At 30.5% G+C, this 15,893-nt stretch carries 15 protein-coding genes; 7 read left to right on the forward strand and 8 right to left on the reverse strand.

The window, feature by feature from the left end; translation table 11 throughout:
• The first annotated feature begins 23 nt into the window (after positions 1 to 23).
• The 5 genes from L8X30_RS02690 to L8X30_RS02710 are packed head-to-tail and all read left to right on the forward strand — an operon-like array spanning position 24 to position 7,564.
• A complete protein-coding gene (locus tag L8X30_RS02690; protein ID WP_263678876.1) occupies positions 24 to 1,016 on the forward strand; it encodes a dipeptidase in 993 nt (330 codons plus the stop codon).
• Positions 1,017 to 1,025: 9 nt separating this feature from the next.
• Entirely contained in the window at positions 1,026 to 2,552 is a 1,527-nt protein-coding gene (locus tag L8X30_RS02695) for a BCCT family transporter (protein WP_214126123.1), read from the forward strand.
• Between the two features lie 18 nt (positions 2,553 to 2,570).
• Positions 2,571 to 4,970 carry a DUF3726 domain-containing protein gene (locus L8X30_RS02700; RefSeq protein ID WP_263678878.1) on the forward strand — a complete coding sequence of 800 codons (2,400 nt, stop codon included), beginning with the start codon at positions 2,571 to 2,573 and terminating at the stop codon, positions 4,968 to 4,970.
• A gap of 55 nt (positions 4,971 to 5,025) precedes the next feature.
• Positions 5,026 to 5,670, forward strand: a complete 645-nt coding sequence (locus tag L8X30_RS02705) for a thiol:disulfide interchange protein DsbA/DsbL (RefSeq protein WP_263678880.1) — start codon at positions 5,026 to 5,028, stop codon at positions 5,668 to 5,670.
• Between the two features lie 43 nt (positions 5,671 to 5,713).
• Positions 5,714 to 7,564 (forward strand): aryl-sulfate sulfotransferase, encoded by a 1,851-nt coding sequence (locus tag L8X30_RS02710; protein ID WP_263678882.1) that lies wholly within the window; start codon positions 5,714 to 5,716, stop codon positions 7,562 to 7,564.
• A gap of 27 nt (positions 7,565 to 7,591) precedes the next feature.
• Here L8X30_RS02710 and L8X30_RS02715 read toward each other — a convergent pair whose 3' ends face one another.
• On the reverse strand, positions 7,592 to 8,986 hold the full coding sequence (locus tag L8X30_RS02715) for an anaerobic C4-dicarboxylate transporter (protein WP_263673966.1): 1,395 nt from the start codon (positions 8,984 to 8,986) through the stop codon (positions 7,592 to 7,594).
• Between the two features lie 131 nt (positions 8,987 to 9,117).
• Positions 9,118 to 10,386, reverse strand: a complete 1,269-nt coding sequence (locus tag L8X30_RS02720; protein WP_263678884.1) for a M20/M25/M40 family metallo-hydrolase — start codon at positions 10,384 to 10,386, stop codon at positions 9,118 to 9,120.
• Between the two features lie 53 nt (positions 10,387 to 10,439).
• Between L8X30_RS02720 and L8X30_RS02725 the strand changes: the two genes are divergently transcribed.
• Together L8X30_RS02725 and L8X30_RS02730 are read left to right on the forward strand one after the other, a co-directional pair.
• Entirely contained in the window at positions 10,440 to 10,964 is a 525-nt protein-coding gene (locus L8X30_RS02725) for a thermonuclease family protein (RefSeq protein WP_263678885.1), read from the forward strand.
• A gap of 8 nt (positions 10,965 to 10,972) precedes the next feature.
• Positions 10,973 to 11,158: a hypothetical protein gene (locus L8X30_RS02730; RefSeq protein ID WP_039668212.1), complete on the forward strand. Its 186-nt coding sequence runs from the start codon at positions 10,973 to 10,975 to the stop codon at positions 11,156 to 11,158.
• Here L8X30_RS02730 and L8X30_RS02735 read toward each other — a convergent pair.
• The 6 genes from L8X30_RS02735 to L8X30_RS02760 are packed head-to-tail and all read right to left on the reverse strand — an operon-like array spanning position 11,138 to position 15,885.
• Positions 11,138 to 11,701 carry a hypothetical protein gene (locus L8X30_RS02735; RefSeq protein ID WP_263663982.1) on the reverse strand — a complete coding sequence of 188 codons (564 nt, stop codon included), beginning with the start codon at positions 11,699 to 11,701 and terminating at the stop codon, positions 11,138 to 11,140. The genes L8X30_RS02730 and L8X30_RS02735 overlap by 21 nt on opposite strands.
• A 2-nt stretch (positions 11,702 to 11,703) precedes the next feature.
• Positions 11,704 to 12,579 (reverse strand): tRNA 5-methoxyuridine(34)/uridine 5-oxyacetic acid(34) synthase CmoB, encoded by an 876-nt coding sequence (gene cmoB, locus L8X30_RS02740; protein WP_263678886.1) that lies wholly within the window; start codon positions 12,577 to 12,579, stop codon positions 11,704 to 11,706.
• Between the two features lie 38 nt (positions 12,580 to 12,617).
• Complete coding sequence (locus tag L8X30_RS02745; protein ID WP_263678887.1) at positions 12,618 to 13,367, reverse strand: flagellin; 750 nt, start codon at positions 13,365 to 13,367, stop codon at positions 12,618 to 12,620.
• Positions 13,368 to 13,400: 33 nt separating this feature from the next.
• Positions 13,401 to 13,868, reverse strand: coding sequence for a DUF4149 domain-containing protein (locus L8X30_RS02750; RefSeq protein ID WP_263678889.1), 468 nt, complete (start codon positions 13,866 to 13,868; stop codon positions 13,401 to 13,403).
• Between the two features lie 29 nt (positions 13,869 to 13,897).
• Positions 13,898 to 14,698, reverse strand: coding sequence for a HemK/PrmC family methyltransferase (locus L8X30_RS02755; RefSeq protein WP_263679042.1), 801 nt, complete (start codon positions 14,696 to 14,698; stop codon positions 13,898 to 13,900).
• Entirely contained in the window at positions 14,698 to 15,885 is a 1,188-nt protein-coding gene (locus L8X30_RS02760) for a M48 family metallopeptidase (protein WP_263678891.1), read from the reverse strand. Before L8X30_RS02760 ends, L8X30_RS02755 begins: the two co-directional genes overlap by 1 nt.
• Between the last annotated feature and the right edge of the window lie 8 nt (positions 15,886 to 15,893).

Below are 15,893 nucleotides of genomic sequence, written 5' to 3' on the forward strand. Positions count from 1 at the left end.
TTGTTTACAAAAAGGAGGTGGTTATGTTTGGGAAAGATATCATTATAGATGGTTTGCAATATTGCAAATGGGATAAAGAATATTTTAAATTTTTAAAATCAAGTGGTGTTAGTGCTGTGCATGTTACTTTAGTATATCATGAAAATGCTAGAGAAACACTCACTAGATTTGCCCAGTGGCATAGATTTTTTGAAGAATTTAATGAATATATATTGCCTGTTTTTTCAAGCGAAGATATTTTAAAAGCAAAAGCTCAAAATAAGGTAGGGATTTTTTTTGGAGCGCAAAATTGTTCTTTGATTGATGATGAAATAGGGTTAATATCTGTTATGAGACAGCTTGGTTTGTTGATTATGCAGCTAACTTATAATAATCAAAGCTTATTGGCTACTGGTTGTTATGAAAAAAACGACAGTGGTATTACTCGCTTTGGCAAACAAGCGATTGAAGAAATGAATAGGGTTGGTATGATTGTTGATATGTCTCATAGTAGTGATAGATCAACATTGGAAGCTATTGACATATCGTCTCGCCCTATATGTATATCTCATGCTAATCCTAAATTTGCGCACAATGGATTGCGAAATAAAAGCGATGAGGTGATAAAAGCTTTAGCTAAGAGAAAAGGTTTGATAGGTTTGTCTTTATATCCTTTTCATTTGCCAAATGGAAGTGATTGTACATTGGATGATTTTTGTAAAATGAGTGCTGATTTGGCAGATATGATAGGGGTTGATCATATAGGTATAGGAAGTGATTTATGTTTAAATCAACCATTAGATGTATTAGAATGGATGCGCAATGGTAGATGGTCTAAGATAAAAGATTATGGCGAAGGTAGTGCTACTAATTCCACATGGCCTAAAAATGTGTCTTGGTTTAATGATTCTAGTGGCTTATATAATATTTATAAAGGATTGATTAATTATGGGTTTTCTGAGAATGATGTAAAAAAAATCATGGGTCTTAATTGGCTTCATTTTTTACAAGATGGCTTAAAAGCTCAAACTTGCTAAGGAGTTAAAATGTTAAACAGTGCTCCTAAAAACAATACTCGTATTGATAAGTTGACTTTAATTTGTAGTAGTGGATTTTTGATGATATTTGTTGTAATAGCTTTAATTGATTCAAAGTTACTTAGTGCGATCGTTGAGTTTGGTTTTAATGTCTCAGCAAAATACTTTGGTGCTTATTGGCAAATTTTACTACTTTTGACTTTTATTATTGGGATCGGGCTTAGTTGGGGAAGAACAGGCGGCGTAGTTTTGGGTAATATTAAAAATCCTGAAATGAGTACATTTCAATGGATATCTATTATTATGTGTACTTTACTTGCAGGCGGAGGTGTTTTTTGGGCTGCTGGAGAGCCTATAGCTCATTTTGTTTCTCCATCTCCTGTATTTGGAAATACTAGTAATATTTTTCAAAAAATCACAGAAGCTCTAGCGCAATCTTACATGCATTGGAGTTTTTTATCTTGGGCTGTTTCTGGAACTATTACCACAATAGTGCTAATGTATTTACACTATGAAAAAGGCCTTCCTTTAAGACCTAGAACTATTCTTTATCCTATTTTTGGTGATAAAGTTATACACGGATGGATTGGTTCTTTAATAGATGCTTTTTGTATTGTGGCTGTTGCTGCTGGTACTATAGGACCTATAGGATTTTTAGGTTTGCAAATTTCTTATGCACTAAATATGATTTTTCAAATACCAGATAATATAATCACTCAAATGAGTATTATTATTTTGGCTATTTTAGTTTATACTATATCTTCACTTAGAGGTTTAGCAAAAGGCATTCAAATTCTTAGTAAATGGAATGTTATTTTAGCTGTAGGTTTGATGTTTTTTATTTTTATTTTTGGTCCTACAAAATTTATTTTGGATGTTTATGTTCAAGGTGTTGGAACTTTGATACAAAATTTTATACCTATGGCTACTTATAGAGAAGATACTGTTTGGCTTGCATCTTGGACTTTGTTTTTTTGGGGGTGGTTTTTAGGATATGGTCCAGTATTGGCTATCTTTATTGCTAGAATTTCAAGAGGTAGGACTTTAAGAGAGCTTATTATAGCTGTAAGTATTTGCGCACCAATTATTACAATGTTTTGGTTTACTATTGTTGGTGGAACAGGATTGTATTTTGAAATAGAAAATCCAGGCAGCATAAGCTCTGCTTTTAAAGGTTTTAATATACCTGCTGCGTTAATAGCAATAACACAGTCATTGCCATTGTCAACATTTATTTCAGCATTATTTTTGATATTAGCAGCTATTTTTATTATTACAACTGGTGATTCTATGACTTATACTATGAGTGTTATTGTTAGTGGGAACACTGAACCTAGTAAGCTTCTTAGAGCTTTTTGGGGAATTTTAATGGGGGTATTGGCAATTATTTTAATATCTATCGGACAGGGGGGAATTTCGGCTTTACAATCATTTATAGTAATTACTGCTGTGCCTGTTTCATTTATATTATTACCAACCTTATGGAACTCTATACAGATTGCAATTAAAATGGCAGATGAGCAAAATTTACGTTAATACAAAAAAGGAGACAAAATGAAAAATGATATGAAATTAAGAAGTCCACAAGAAGTCATGTCTTTAGAAAGACTAGGCTCTATGCACCCATCTAGACTTAGTTTTACTAGAACTTTGATGAGGAAAATTGCTCAAGAAAAATGGGTATTAAAAAATATTTTATGGGATTTAGATGATAAAGGATTTGGTGATGTAATATATCAAGTTAGAACACCTCATGGAATATATCATCTTGTTATATTTGCTAATTATATAAAAGATGAAGAAAGAAATGATAGAGTTATAGCAAATAAGTGGGATGTTACTTTTACTTTTGTAAATGGAGAGATTGACAGTGGATTATTGACTGTTTTAAAAGAAAATGTTCCACTGCAAGAAGCTGGTAGAAATTTTAACAATGCTTTTGTTTTAGCAAGGGCTAATAAAAGTGTAAGAATTTTTGAATATATTGTTAATTCTTTAGCTAATGGAAAACAACCTGATTTAGATGAACTAGCTAAAGTTGGTTATATATTAAGAACCACAGCTGTATATGGAAGTGGAAAATTTGGAATTTCTGATTTTGATAATCTGCAAAAAAATGGAGATTTTTCTCAGTCATTTTCTGCTGAAATGTGTGCTGTTTATATTGTAAGGCAATTTAGTTTAGATTGGGTAAATTATATAGCCAAACAGCGTGGTGGAGATAAAGCTGTAGAACTTGATAGAGATATTCAAAGATATTTAGGTGTGGGAAATGCTACTGGACTTGGTATGGCTCCTTATTTGATTAAACACCCAAAAGTTGTTGATAATTGGCTTTATCAAAGAGAATTAGCTTTGTCAAAAGTTATGCAACAAAAGCTTGATATGAGTAAGGCTAAAGAATTGATTGATTATTTAAAAAGAGCAAGTTTACATCTTAAAGAAATAACAACAATAGATTCAAGGCAAGATAATTTAAACAAAATAGCTTCAAGTGAGCTTTCTTATATAGTAAAAGAAATAAAAACAAAAATAAATGCTTCTATGGTTATTGAGGAATTTGTAGAATATACAAAAAAATATTCTTTGGAAGCACAAGAAATCGTACTTTCGTGTTTATTAGAACTGTATCCTGAATTAGTTGATATACACGATAAAATGATGACAATCGATGAAACTCCATTAGAGCTTACTGGTGTTAAAATTTCTGAAATTAAAAATGTAATAGAGAAAAAATATGATTGGGCTTTAGGTATTAATTTTGAAAATCCTGAAAATAATTATTGGTTTTGGTATATATCTGAAGAAAAAGAAGAGCCTAGGCTTGGAGTAAGAGGTGTTGATAATGGAGATGAACTAGAACAACCTTTAGATATTGCTAGGCAAGTGGTTAAATTTTACAATGCTTTAAAAAATCAGGATGATTATTTACATATAAGTAAATTTTTATTAGAAAACCCTTGTTTTACATCTATAGCTAGAAGAGTTTGGACTATGGGAAATTGTGTAATGGGTGATATAAGAGCTAATGTTTTAGCAAAAGACTTTTTGCCTATGCATCTTTTAAGGGCTAAATTGTCTATGTTTGGTGCAACAAAGTATGATCCAAGATCAGATAGATGGGTTCAAGTGACATTGTTTCAGAATGCACCTTTAATGGATGAAATTCATGCTAATGAGTGGATGTTTCCATTATTGCCAAAAAATAAGCATAGTGTTTGTGATTTATCTAATAATAATGTTTATGTTTCCAAAAACGAACTTAAAGCCGCTTGTATTAAAGCTTATAATGGATTAAAATTAAATCTTGGAGAAGCTGATTTAATTGCATCTATGGTTATTGACATGCAAATGGCTGGATTAAATGGATTGTCAAATTTTCTTAAAGCTGCGCCTTATTTGAAAAGCGACAATTTAGATATAACATTAAACATTACAAATGAGTATTTAAGTGTTGATATTAATCATCATAGCATATTATGTCATATTCAAATTATTATTGCGTATGCACTTGATTTTTTAAATCAATATAATTCTTTAAATATAAAAATTTCAAAATGTTATAATAGGTGTTTTGTGTATTCTCAGTTAAAAAGATTATCAAATAAAAATTTATATGTTAAAGCTTATTGGTATGACATAAAGCAATCTCAGTATGTGGAATACTTTATAAAAAATAATGAAGATTTTCCAGATATTTTAATGAAAAATATACCTTGTGATTTAGATGAAAGAGCGCTTTATATTGAAATTTCTAAAAATCCTTTAATCAGAAATGATGAGAATGTAAGTATTTCTCATGATATTATTGAAAAAAATTACGAAGAGAGTGTTCAAAAAGGCATCTTGCTACAAAAGAAAGAATGGGAGGAACTGTTGAAATATACAAAAGGAATTATGGTTCAATCTAGTGAGCAATCAAGAAAAGATGCTGGAGGTGTGGTTGAATCCTGATGTTTATGATATTGCAATATAATTATATTGCAATATCATGATATAGGAGTTAAAATTGAATTTAAAAAATATTTTTTTGATTGTTTGTTGTACGCTCAGTTTTGCTATAAATGCAAATGCGTTAAGTGAGGGTAAAGAGTATATTGCTTTAAAAACACCTATCCCAAATGCACAAAATTCTCTAATAGAGGTATTTTCTTATCGTTGTATTCATTGTTACACTCATCATCAATTTCACACTTTAGCAAAGGTTAAAGAGGTTTTGCCAAGTTTAAAATATGATCTTTTTTCAGTAAGTTCTATGAGTGAGTATGGTGGGGCTTTAAATGAGATGTTTGCTTTAGCTTCTTTTAAAGAAAAATCCTTAGGTTTAGATGTTACTAGCGAAAAAAGTCTTACCTATAAGCTTGCTGATGTGTATTTTATAGGTCATTTTGAGCAAAAGTTAAATTTAAATAATCTTGATTTGTTTTATAAAATAGGTTTAAATGCTATCGGTTCTAGCAAAGAAGAATTGCAAAAATTTTTACAAACCAAAGAAGCCAAAGAGCTTTTAGCTGCTTATGATGTGGCTAATGAAATTTCAAGAAATTACGGCACACCTGCTTTTGTAGTAAATGGTAAATATCAAATCAATCCTGAATACATTACTTCTTTAGAAGAACTAATCCGTATAGTTAAAGAACTTTCAGTTAAATAATGCCTTTATTTTAAAGGTGTTATTGATCTTATAAAGGATAAGCATGAAAATTAAAAAAATCATCAGCTTAAGCTTGCTAGCTAGCATGGTTTTAGTGCCAAATTTAGCTTTAGCTGTAGGTGGAGTAAGCGGAGCTAAGATAGACTATCAAGTGCAAGGAAAAATTGGAGCTATAAAGCTCAATCCTTATGGTTTATCCCCGCTTAGTGCTGTGATTGTAGATGGAGGATATGAGTTAAGTGATGTGAGTGTGACTATAGTTCCAAAGCCAAATGGACAAACTATATCTTATAAGGTAAGTTCTAATAAAATTAAAACTTATGGAGGAATTCCTATTTTTGGACTTTATCCATCGTATTTAAACACAGTAAAAGTAAGCTATACTAAAAGTGCTTTTGGAAAAAGTGAAAAAGTAATAGATGAGGTATATAAAATAGCAACAGGTGGGGTAAATATAGAGCCAAGTGGAAGTCTTATGCAAAGAGGTGTGCCTTTTGAAAAAGTGGAAGTACTTAAAGTAGATAAAGAATTTGAAGATAGATTATATCTAGTAAATAATACTCCAGGAAAATACAGCGCAAAAAGCTCTCAAGCTATATGGAATAATCCAAGTGGTGGTGCTTTAGAATGGGATGAGGCTTCTAATGCCTTCATTGTCGATACAAAGGGTGAAATTCGTTGGTATTTAGATAATGATAAGCTAATGGATAAAAATAATATTTATAATCGTGGTATTATGATGGGTTTTAGACAAAACTCAGATGGGGCATTAAGCTTTGGGTTTGGTCAAAGATATGTAAAATATGATTTAATGGGTAGAGAAATTTTTAACCGCCTTTTACCTTCTTCTTATATAGATTTTTCTCATTCTATGAGTCAAATGCCAAATGGAAATTATCTTTTAAGAGTAGCCTTGGCTAATGTTAAGCGTCCTGATGGTAAAAATGTGCGCTCGGTGCGTGATGTGATATTAGAGGTTGATAATAATGGCAATGTGGTAGATGAGTGGAGGCTTTTTGAAATTTTAGATCCATATAGAGCTAATATTATCAAAGTTTTAGATCAAGGTGCGGTTTGTTTAAATGTAGATGTTTCAAAAGCGGGTAAAACTCTAAGCAATGAAGAATTAGCCAAAATGGATACAAGTGAAATTTTTGGGGATATAGCAGGCACTGGAGTAGGGCGTAACTGGGCTCATGTAAATAGCATAGATTATGATCCAAGTGATGATAGCATTATCATTTCAAGTCGTCATCAAAGTGCTATTATAAAAATCGGCCGTGATAAAAAAGTAAAATGGATATTAGGAGCGCATAAGGGCTGGGGAGAAAAGTATAAAAAAGCACTTTTACAACCTATTGATAAAAATGGCAAAAATATAATTTGTGAAGATGATTATAGTAAATGTCCTGGTTATAAAAATAAGGAAGGTGGTTTTGATTTTACATGGACACAGCACACTGCTTTTAGAATAGATGAAAAATCTAACAAAAGATATGTTTACATTACAGCTTTTGATAATGGCGATGCAAGAGCTATAACACAACCTGCTTTTGCTTCGATGAAATATTCAAGAGCGGTTGTATATAAAATAGATCAAAAAAATAAAACCGTAGAGCAAATTTGGGAATATGGAAAACAAAGAGGCCATAAATGGTTTTCGCCTATTACTTCTTTAGCTGAGTACTATAAAGATAAAAATTCAATTATGGTTTATAGCGCTAGCGCTGGTATGGCTTTTGATTTAAGCAAGGGTGTTGCTATAGGAGAGCCAAAACCTGAAATAGATGAGTTTAAATGGGGAGCTAAAGAGCCTTCAGTACAAATTCGCTTTAGTGGAGCAAGTACTGGTTATCAGGCTATACCTATTGATTTAGAAAAAGCATTTAAATAAAAAAGGGCTTAAAATAAGCCCTTTATTTTATAAATATCCTGCGCCTAAAGCTAAGAAATAACCTACTATACAAGAAACAATTACACCAATTAAACCTGGTAAGATAAAGCTGTGATTGATAACAAATTTACCTATTTTAGTAGTGCCTGATCTATCAAATTGTATAGTTGCAAGATCGCTTGGATAGGTTGGTAAAATATAATATCCATAGCAAGCTGCTGCAAAAGCAATGATAATGCCTGGCTCAACACCAATTCCTAGTGCAAGTGGCACAAAAGCTGCAATTGCTGCTGCTTGAGAGTTAACAAATTTAGAAATTAGTAAAAGCATAACTGCATAAGTCCAAGGGTGTTCTATAACAATATTTCCTAAAGATTCTTTCATCATAGGAGTATGTACTGCAAACATAGTATCTGCCATCCAAGAAATTCCAAAAACAGCTACTAAAGCTATCATACCTGATTTAAAAATTTCATTTTTTGCAATTTTACTTGCATCAAGCTTGGTAAAGATGATGAGTGCTGCACCTGCTAAAAGCATAAACATTTGAATGGTTGCAACCATATTCATAGGTTTAGTAACACCTTTTGAGGTAAATTGTGGTCTAAGTTCTGGGAAGGCTCCAAGTATAGCTACTATTGCAATAGCACCTAAGAAAATCCACATAGCTACCCATTGAATAGTTGGAAGTTGTTGGCCAAGAAGTGTTTTGCTATCACCATAGATGTATTCTCTTTGTTCTGGATCTTTGATTCTAGCTTGAAATTCTTCATCTTTGTCAAGATCTTTTCCTCTAAACCAAGAAAAAATTCCTATAGCTAAAACACCCACTAAAGTAGAAGGTATAGTAATAGCAAGTAAATCTACATAGCCATCAAATCCTGCTAAAGGATGTTTGTTAATTTCTGGATTTAAAAGTAATGCAGTTAAACTTACAACAGCAACTGAAACAGGGCTTGCTATAATACCAAGTTGAGAAGAAATGCTAGAAGCAGCCATTGGTCTTTCTGGGCGTATGCCGTTTTTAATAGCAATGTCATAAATAATAGGCATCATAGTATAAACAACATGTCCGGTTCCACAAAGTATAGTTAAAAAGCAAGTTACAAAAGGAGCTAAGATAGTTAAAAATTTAGGATTTTTTCTTAAAACTCTTTCTGCAATTTGCAACATTACATCTAAACCACCACTAGCTTGTAAAGTTGCACTAGCAACAACAACAGCTAAGATAGTAAGCATAACATCAATAGAAGGTTTTCCAGGTGCTACAGCAAAACCAAAACTTAAAACTAACAAACCTATACCGCCTAATAAACCTAGAGCGATACCACCTTTTTTTGCCCCATAAAAAAGACAAATGAGAACTACGGCTAGTTGGATACTAAATTGAGTGCCTTCGCTAAGACTGGTTAGCATTTCCATACTCTCTCCTTGTTTTTAAAATATGCGAGAGTATAGTGTAAGTTTTATTAATAGTAAATAAATTTTTTTATTAATTTAAATAAATATTTACCAATATTTTGAATTTGTTTGTCAAAATATTGGTTTTTTGCTTATTGGTAATTTTTTAAGATAGCAAAAAGAATTTTGCTGATTTTTTCAATAGAAGCTATTTCACATTTTTCATCTGTTGAGTGAGGGCTATGGATATTTGGGCCTATGGAGCAACATTCTAGTGGTTGTTTTTCACTTATAATACCACATTCTAAACCAGCATGTATAGTATAAAGCTTGGCGTTTGGATTTTCTTTTTTGAAATAACTTAGAATTTCTTCTCCAAAATTAGTATCTTTGTTGGTCCAAGGCGGATAAAAATTTGCACTTGCAACTTCACAATTTTGCATTTTAAAATAAGCTAAGGTTTCAAATTCTATATTTTTAAGCTCTTGTAAATCATTCGACCTTGCAAAAAGTTCAAAATGAAATTTACCTTCTTTTTCATAAGCTAACGAAAGGTTGATACTTGTTTGGACTAAATTTAATTGATGATTAAAAGTTCTAACACCTTGTGCAAAAGCATTGATAAGATTTAAAATGATTTGAGAATTTTTATAATATGTCCTTTTGATTTTACCTATATAATTCACTTTAAAATGATTATTTTCTTTTGGGGGATTTTTAAAAAATGCTATGATTTTAGCATGTTTTGGTATAGAGTTGATTCTCTCACCTGCGTTAAATTCACAAAGCTCACCTTGGTTTTGAGTGATAAAATAACTTGCTTCTTTAATAGAAGATTTAATATTTTTAACAATATCAATCCCTGAATGCCCACCTTTAAAATCAATTGCTTCTATTTCATAGCATTCACCTTCTTTTTCGCCTATTTCTAAGTTTAAACTAGCAAAAATATCCACACCACCAGCGCAACCTATAACAACTTCATCATCACTCTCATGATCTAAATTTAATAGTTTGTTTGAAATCAAAGCATGTGAAAGATTATTTGCTCCACAAAGGCCAACTTCCTCATCATTAGTAAAAAGACATTCAATATTTTCAAAGTCTTTTAAAGCTTGCATCATTAATGATACTCCTATGCCATTATCTGCACCCAAGCTCGAGTTTTTAGCCTTTAAATATCCATTTTCTTCATACATTTGTATATTAGGAGCCTCTCCCATGCAAACCATATCATAATGACTTTGTAAACAAATTTTAGGTTTTCCTTTATATGCATGGATATTACCTGCTTTATCAACGTTTACTCGGCAATTTTGACTTTTGGCAAAATCAATAAGAAAATTTTTTAATTCTTCAGTATGGAAACTACAATGGGGTATTTGAGTAATTTGTTTAAAATTTTGTATAATTTCTTGCATAAAATCTCCTTTTTGTTGTAATTATGGCATATTTTTATATAGATGAGGTTTAAATGAAAATTTCTCAAAAGCAAATTAAATTATTAATAACTTTACTAAAAGATCCAAAGAAATTTTTAATTGCACTTTTTTTATTTGCTTTTGCTTATATTTTAAATTATGATAGTGGCTCATATATTAATGCTAAGGTAAGTCGTGTAGTAGATGGGGATACTATTGAGGCTAAATTTGAAGATGAAAAACTTAAAATTAGACTTTTTGGTATAGATGCACCTGAAAGTGATCAAGCTTATGGAAAGATGGCTACGCAATTTTTAAATGCAATTGTCTTGAATAAAGAAGTGGTTTTGAATATAAAAGATGAGGATAAATATGGTAGAATTTTAGCCATTGTGTATTTAAATGATAAAGATATCAACCAAGTTATGGTTAAAAATGGTTTTGCTTGGGCTTATGAGCATTATAGTGATTTATATGTAAATGAGCAAAATTATGCCAAAGAAAATAAAAAAGGCTTATGGGTAGATGAAAATCCTATAGAGCCTTACAAATGGCGTAAACAAATAAGATTAAAATAGGAAAAGAGATGTTTAAAAAAATATTTTTCATTGGATTTTTAGCATTATTTTTTGGTGGTTGTTTTGTAAATGAAAGAGGAATTTCAAACCGCTTTTATGATGATTGTAAAGAATATTATGATGCAAGCGGGACTTACCATAAAGAATGCCCAAAGAATTGGGTGGATTTACCTTTAACCCCCGATTCCTTTTAAAACAGCATTTAATTCCTCTGGAGTAGCATCTTGCTTGGAGGTTTCTTGTTGGTTTTGACTGCTAGAGCTTGTGCTTTGACTTTGTTTTAATTTAAATATATGATCATCTGTGGTGATTACTTGAAAAGATGCATCGAAAATTTTAATATCATTTACAAAGCCAACTACTTTAACCTCTCTTTTTCTTGAATCATCACTAAATAAAGCACTTGCTTCAAGATTTAAAACATCTCCAACTTTTAAAGGCGCATAAAAAAAGCTTCTTGAGCCTATTAAGACGCTAAATTCTTTATTGATTGCAGCTTGAGCTATATAATTTGCTGCATTAAATACAAAACCACTATGCACTAATCCTAGCTCATCTACTGCCATATCATGGGTTGTGATTAAGATACCTTTAGCAAAGTTTTTTTCTATATGAGAAATGCTTCCTGCTAAAGCATTATTTATCCCTGGACAAGTGATAAGTTCTGATTTAATGCGATTTAATTCTTCAGGGTCTATTAGCTCTTCTATAGTAACAGCACTTACTGTTCTTGCCATTTTTACACCTTTAATTTAACATAAACTCTTTTTGGTGCTTCATAGCCTTCACAAGTTAAATTTGAGTCATTTTCGTCTAAAAATTGATCTAAAGAATAAGAATCAATCCATTGCGTTTTTCTTTGTTCTTCAAAATCAGTTTGTTTGGTTGCTATAACTTCAAATTCACTAAATCCAGCTCTATAACACCAATTTCTTAAACCCAATATCGACGGAATGAAAAAAATATTTGGTATTTTTGAATAAGTTTTTTGAGGGATAAGTGCAATTTCTCTTTCATCTTCTATATACATAGTATCTAAAAAGACTATACCATCTTTATTTAAAGATTGCTTGAGTTGTTTTAGCATGGCTATAGGATCACTGCGATGATAAATTACGCCAAGACAAAAAATTACATCAAATTTTATGCCATAATTTGGTACATCAGCCACGCCTAAAAGCTCATATTGTATAGGAGTTTTTGCAATAGAGTTTAAAAGTAAAAATTGCAAATAATACTTAATAGAAGGATCAAAACCTATGAGTTTTGAAGGATTAAATTCAAGCATTTTAAACATATAATAACCATTATTGCAGCCAATATCCGCAACCACCTTGCCTTTGATTTCTTGCATATAAGGCTTTAATGTGTTAAATTTAATAAAACTTTGCCACTCTGTATCTATGAACAAATCATTGATTTTAAAAGGTCCTTTGCGCCAAGGTTTTAATTCTAAGGCAATGTCCTTAATCTCATTATCTAAGCGTTTATCACAAAAAATATCAAAACTTTCGTTTATTAGATAATTTGAGTTTTTAACTTTTGTACTAAGTTTTTGAATTTTTTCATATAAAGGATGTTTTAAAACTTGCTTTAATAAAGCATTATCTTGCATATTTTTCCTTAAAAAACTCCCTTATTCGGGAGTTTTTATTATTGAAGTAGGCTTGCTAATTTAGTTTGTAGCATTACATTTGAGTGAGCATTTGCAAACAAAAACGCATTTTCTTTTAGGTAATTTGCATTAAAATCATTAATATTTTGCGCTAAGTCATTATTTTGCAATTTGCTTTCAGCTTCTTTAGTGTTAATGCTAGTTTGCAAAGATGAGTTGATATTAGAATGGATAGCATTGATCCCAGCACCAATATCTGCGCGTAAAGAACCTACTTGATCTTGAAAATCGCGAATTCCATCTTGGTTTTCAAGGCTTAAGTTTGCCGTGCTTGGTTGATTTAAATTGATACTTTCAACCCCAGATCCAACAACAAAATCCATACTTTGGAAAACATTTTTTCCATTAAAAGTCGCGTTTGAAAATGCATCATTGATCGAGCTGATGAGCTTATTTGCTTCAGCATTTAGCATGCTTTTTTGTCTATCATTTAATGCAGCACTATTTGAGCGTACAGAAAGCTCATTAAGTCTATCTGCAGTAGCTGAGATATTATTTAATGTCGAATCAGCAATTTGTAAAACACCTACTGAATCATAAGCATTTAAAATGCCTTGATCTATGGTGCTATACTGACTTCTTAAAGAATCAGCTATGGCTAAATTTGCCCCATCGCTCCCATCTATAGCACGCATTGCGGCTATATTTTCTAAAGCTTTTTCTTGGCTTTTTTGCGCTTGATTTAAGTAATGGTTTTGTTGAGTTGTTCCTATATCGCCTATTTTCATCTTTGACTCCTTTTAAAGACTTATTTTATTATATCACTTTTTTGTTTTAAAATTTAAAAAAAACAAAATTACTTGTGATAACATGATAATTTTCATCACAACTTCACTTGCACCATGAATTTTTATAAATTCTTGAGTCTTAGTTGCTTCTTCTCCTAAGCTTTGTGCTTCTAAAACATAAGCAGTGAAGTAAAATACAAAAAGCAAACTTAGTGCCAAAATGATCAAAGAAAGCATAAATTTTGAAAAATTTATTTTAAAAGTTAAATTTTTATCCTTAAATGAGAAAATTTCCATTAAAACAGATAAAACACTCACACCTAGCAAAACATAACCAAATTGCACAAAAATGTGTGTCATTAAAAGTCCGCTTTGAAAATGAGTTAAAACTCCTTCGCCTATGAATTTAACAGGATAAAATATAGTCGGAGCTAAAAACACGCCTATGCTAATTTCAATCCCAATTAAACTTGCTAGTAAAAATAAATATATTGATTTCATATTTTCTCCTATAAAAAGATAATTATAGTCTAATTTTTTAAATTCCACGCAACAAAGGCTCTATCAAATCCATTATAATCTTGATAAAAAGTAGCTTTAAAATCATTTTCTTCTAAAATTTTATTTAAAATTGCTTTTTGATCATAGCCAAACTCACACGCTAAGACTTTTGTGTTATGATTTTTGGCAAAAAGGATAATTTCATGTAAAATTTCCCAACCTTTATCCCCGCCAAATAAAGCATTATGCGGTTCATTTTGCACCCATTTATCCAAAGGATAATTATTTTTTATATAAGGTGGATTAGAAAAAATAAAGTCAAATTTTCCTTGCATAGTTTTAAAATCACAAAGTTGAAAATTAATTAAATTTGAAACATTATGAAAATCTGCATTTTTTTTAGCAAGCTCTAGCGCTTTTGGATTAATATCGCAAGCTTGTATGAAAATTTGCTTTAACTTTGCTAGAGAGATACTTAAAATTCCACTCCCAAAGCCAATTTCAAGTATATTTTTAAAAGAGTTATGATCTAAAATTTCTAAGCATCTTTCAAGTAGTATTTCACTATCAAAACGCGGTATTAAAACCCCTTTTTTAGTAAAAAAATCTAAACCATAAAACTGTGTTTTTTGAAATAAATACTCAAAAGGTTCGCCATTTAAAAATCTATCTACATATTCTAAAAAAACTTTTTCATTGATTTGAAATTCAGGATTTAAAAAAATCCAAGCCTTATCTTTTTGCAAAAGTTCACAAAGAATAAAAAGTATATATTCTTTGTGGGTAGGATCTTTTGCGTAAGCTTGCTTTAAAGCTTGTTTGATTGAAATCATTGCAAAGCTTTAATTCTATCGTAAATACAAGGATGACTTAGATGAAAGAAAGTATAAATTTTACTTGTTTTAACAAAGGCTTTATTTTCTTTTGCTAAGGCTATAAGGGCATTTTTCATATCTTCTTTAGAGCTTAGTTTTGCTCCATGTAAGTCAGCATTAAATTCATTTTTTTGGCTCATTTTATTAAGTAGCGGAGAGATGATAAAAGTAAAAATATTTCCAAAAATCAATAAAAGCGCAAAAACTCCAGCATTAATCCCATCTAAATGACTTTCAATATAAAAAAAGCTTGGTAAATGTGCAAAGATAAAAAATAAAGCAAAAAGCATCAAAGCACTAGAAAATAACATTTTTAGTAAATCTTTATGCACAAAATGTCCTAGCTCATGACCTAAAACAGCGATGAGTTCTTTTTCTTTTAAAGCATTTAAAAGTGTATCAAAAAGCACTACTCTTTTGCTTTTAAATAAGCCACCAAAATAAGCATTTAATCTTTTATCTCTTTTGCTTGCATCGATAACATAAACACCATTTGCACTAAAGCCACATTTTTGCATTAAATTAGTGATTTTTTCTAATAAATTTTCATCTTCAAGTTTTTTCATTTTGTTAAACATAGGTGCAATAAGTGTAGGGTAGATGAGATTTATAATAAGTATAATTATAAAACTTAGAGCAAAAGCCACTACCCACCAGTATGTGTTAAAAAATTCAAAGCAAAATACTAAGGCATAGATGATTAAAAAGCCAAAAACAAGCATTAGAGCTAAAGATTTAATGCTGTCTTTAATAAAAAGTGCTAAAGTCATATTTGAAAAGCCGTGTTTTTTATCTTTTATAAAGCTTTCATAATAACTAAGTGGTAAATTTAAAATACTAATAATCAATAAAAATGCAAGCAAAAATAAAGTATTTTCTAAGGTAGAATTTTCTTTGATGAAAATTTCTTTTAAATACAAAAAGCCAAAGCTAATCCAAGAAATGTTAATCATCAGATTATAAAGATTAGAAAAGATTTTGTATTTTTCATTTTCTATGGCGATATTTGCAGAATTTTTATAATCATGCTCATTTAAAATAATTGCTTGTTTTTCTCTTTCTTTTTTTAAAAAAGAAATTTGTATATAAGATATAAAAAACAAAAAAGCTGTATAAATACATAAAATAGATATTAAAGTCATAGTTTTTC

Origin of the sequence: Campylobacter sp. CNRCH_2015_0338h (genome assembly GCF_025772785.1) — a bacterium.
Taxonomy (GTDB): Bacteria; Campylobacterota; Campylobacteria; order Campylobacterales; family Campylobacteraceae; genus Campylobacter_D.

Coding starts and splice junctions, on each gene's coding strand:
- L8X30_RS02690 (WP_263678876.1), top strand. CDS start 24: ATGTTTGGGAAAGATATCATTATAGATGGTTTGCAATATTGCAAATGG.
- L8X30_RS02695 (WP_214126123.1), top strand. CDS start 1,026: ATGTTAAACAGTGCTCCTAAAAACAATACTCGTATTGATAAGTTGACT.
- L8X30_RS02700 (WP_263678878.1), top strand. CDS start 2,571: ATGAAAAATGATATGAAATTAAGAAGTCCACAAGAAGTCATGTCTTTA.
- L8X30_RS02710 (WP_263678882.1), top strand. CDS start 5,714: ATGAAAATTAAAAAAATCATCAGCTTAAGCTTGCTAGCTAGCATGGTT.
- L8X30_RS02715 (WP_263673966.1), bottom strand. CDS start 8,986: ATGGAAATGCTAACCAGTCTTAGCGAAGGCACTCAATTTAGTATCCAA.
- L8X30_RS02720 (WP_263678884.1), bottom strand. CDS start 10,386: ATGCAAGAAATTATACAAAATTTTAAACAAATTACTCAAATACCCCAT.
- L8X30_RS02725 (WP_263678885.1), top strand. CDS start 10,440: ATGAAAATTTCTCAAAAGCAAATTAAATTATTAATAACTTTACTAAAA.
- L8X30_RS02730 (WP_039668212.1), top strand. CDS start 10,973: ATGTTTAAAAAAATATTTTTCATTGGATTTTTAGCATTATTTTTTGGT.
- L8X30_RS02735 (WP_263663982.1), bottom strand. CDS start 11,701: ATGGCAAGAACAGTAAGTGCTGTTACTATAGAAGAGCTAATAGACCCT.
- cmoB (WP_263678886.1), bottom strand. CDS start 12,579: ATGCAAGATAATGCTTTATTAAAGCAAGTTTTAAAACATCCTTTATAT.
- L8X30_RS02745 (WP_263678887.1), bottom strand. CDS start 13,367: ATGAAAATAGGCGATATAGGAACAACTCAACAAAACCATTACTTAAAT.
- L8X30_RS02750 (WP_263678889.1), bottom strand. CDS start 13,868: ATGAAATCAATATATTTATTTTTACTAGCAAGTTTAATTGGGATTGAA.
- L8X30_RS02760 (WP_263678891.1), bottom strand. CDS start 15,885: ATGACTTTAATATCTATTTTATGTATTTATACAGCTTTTTTGTTTTTT.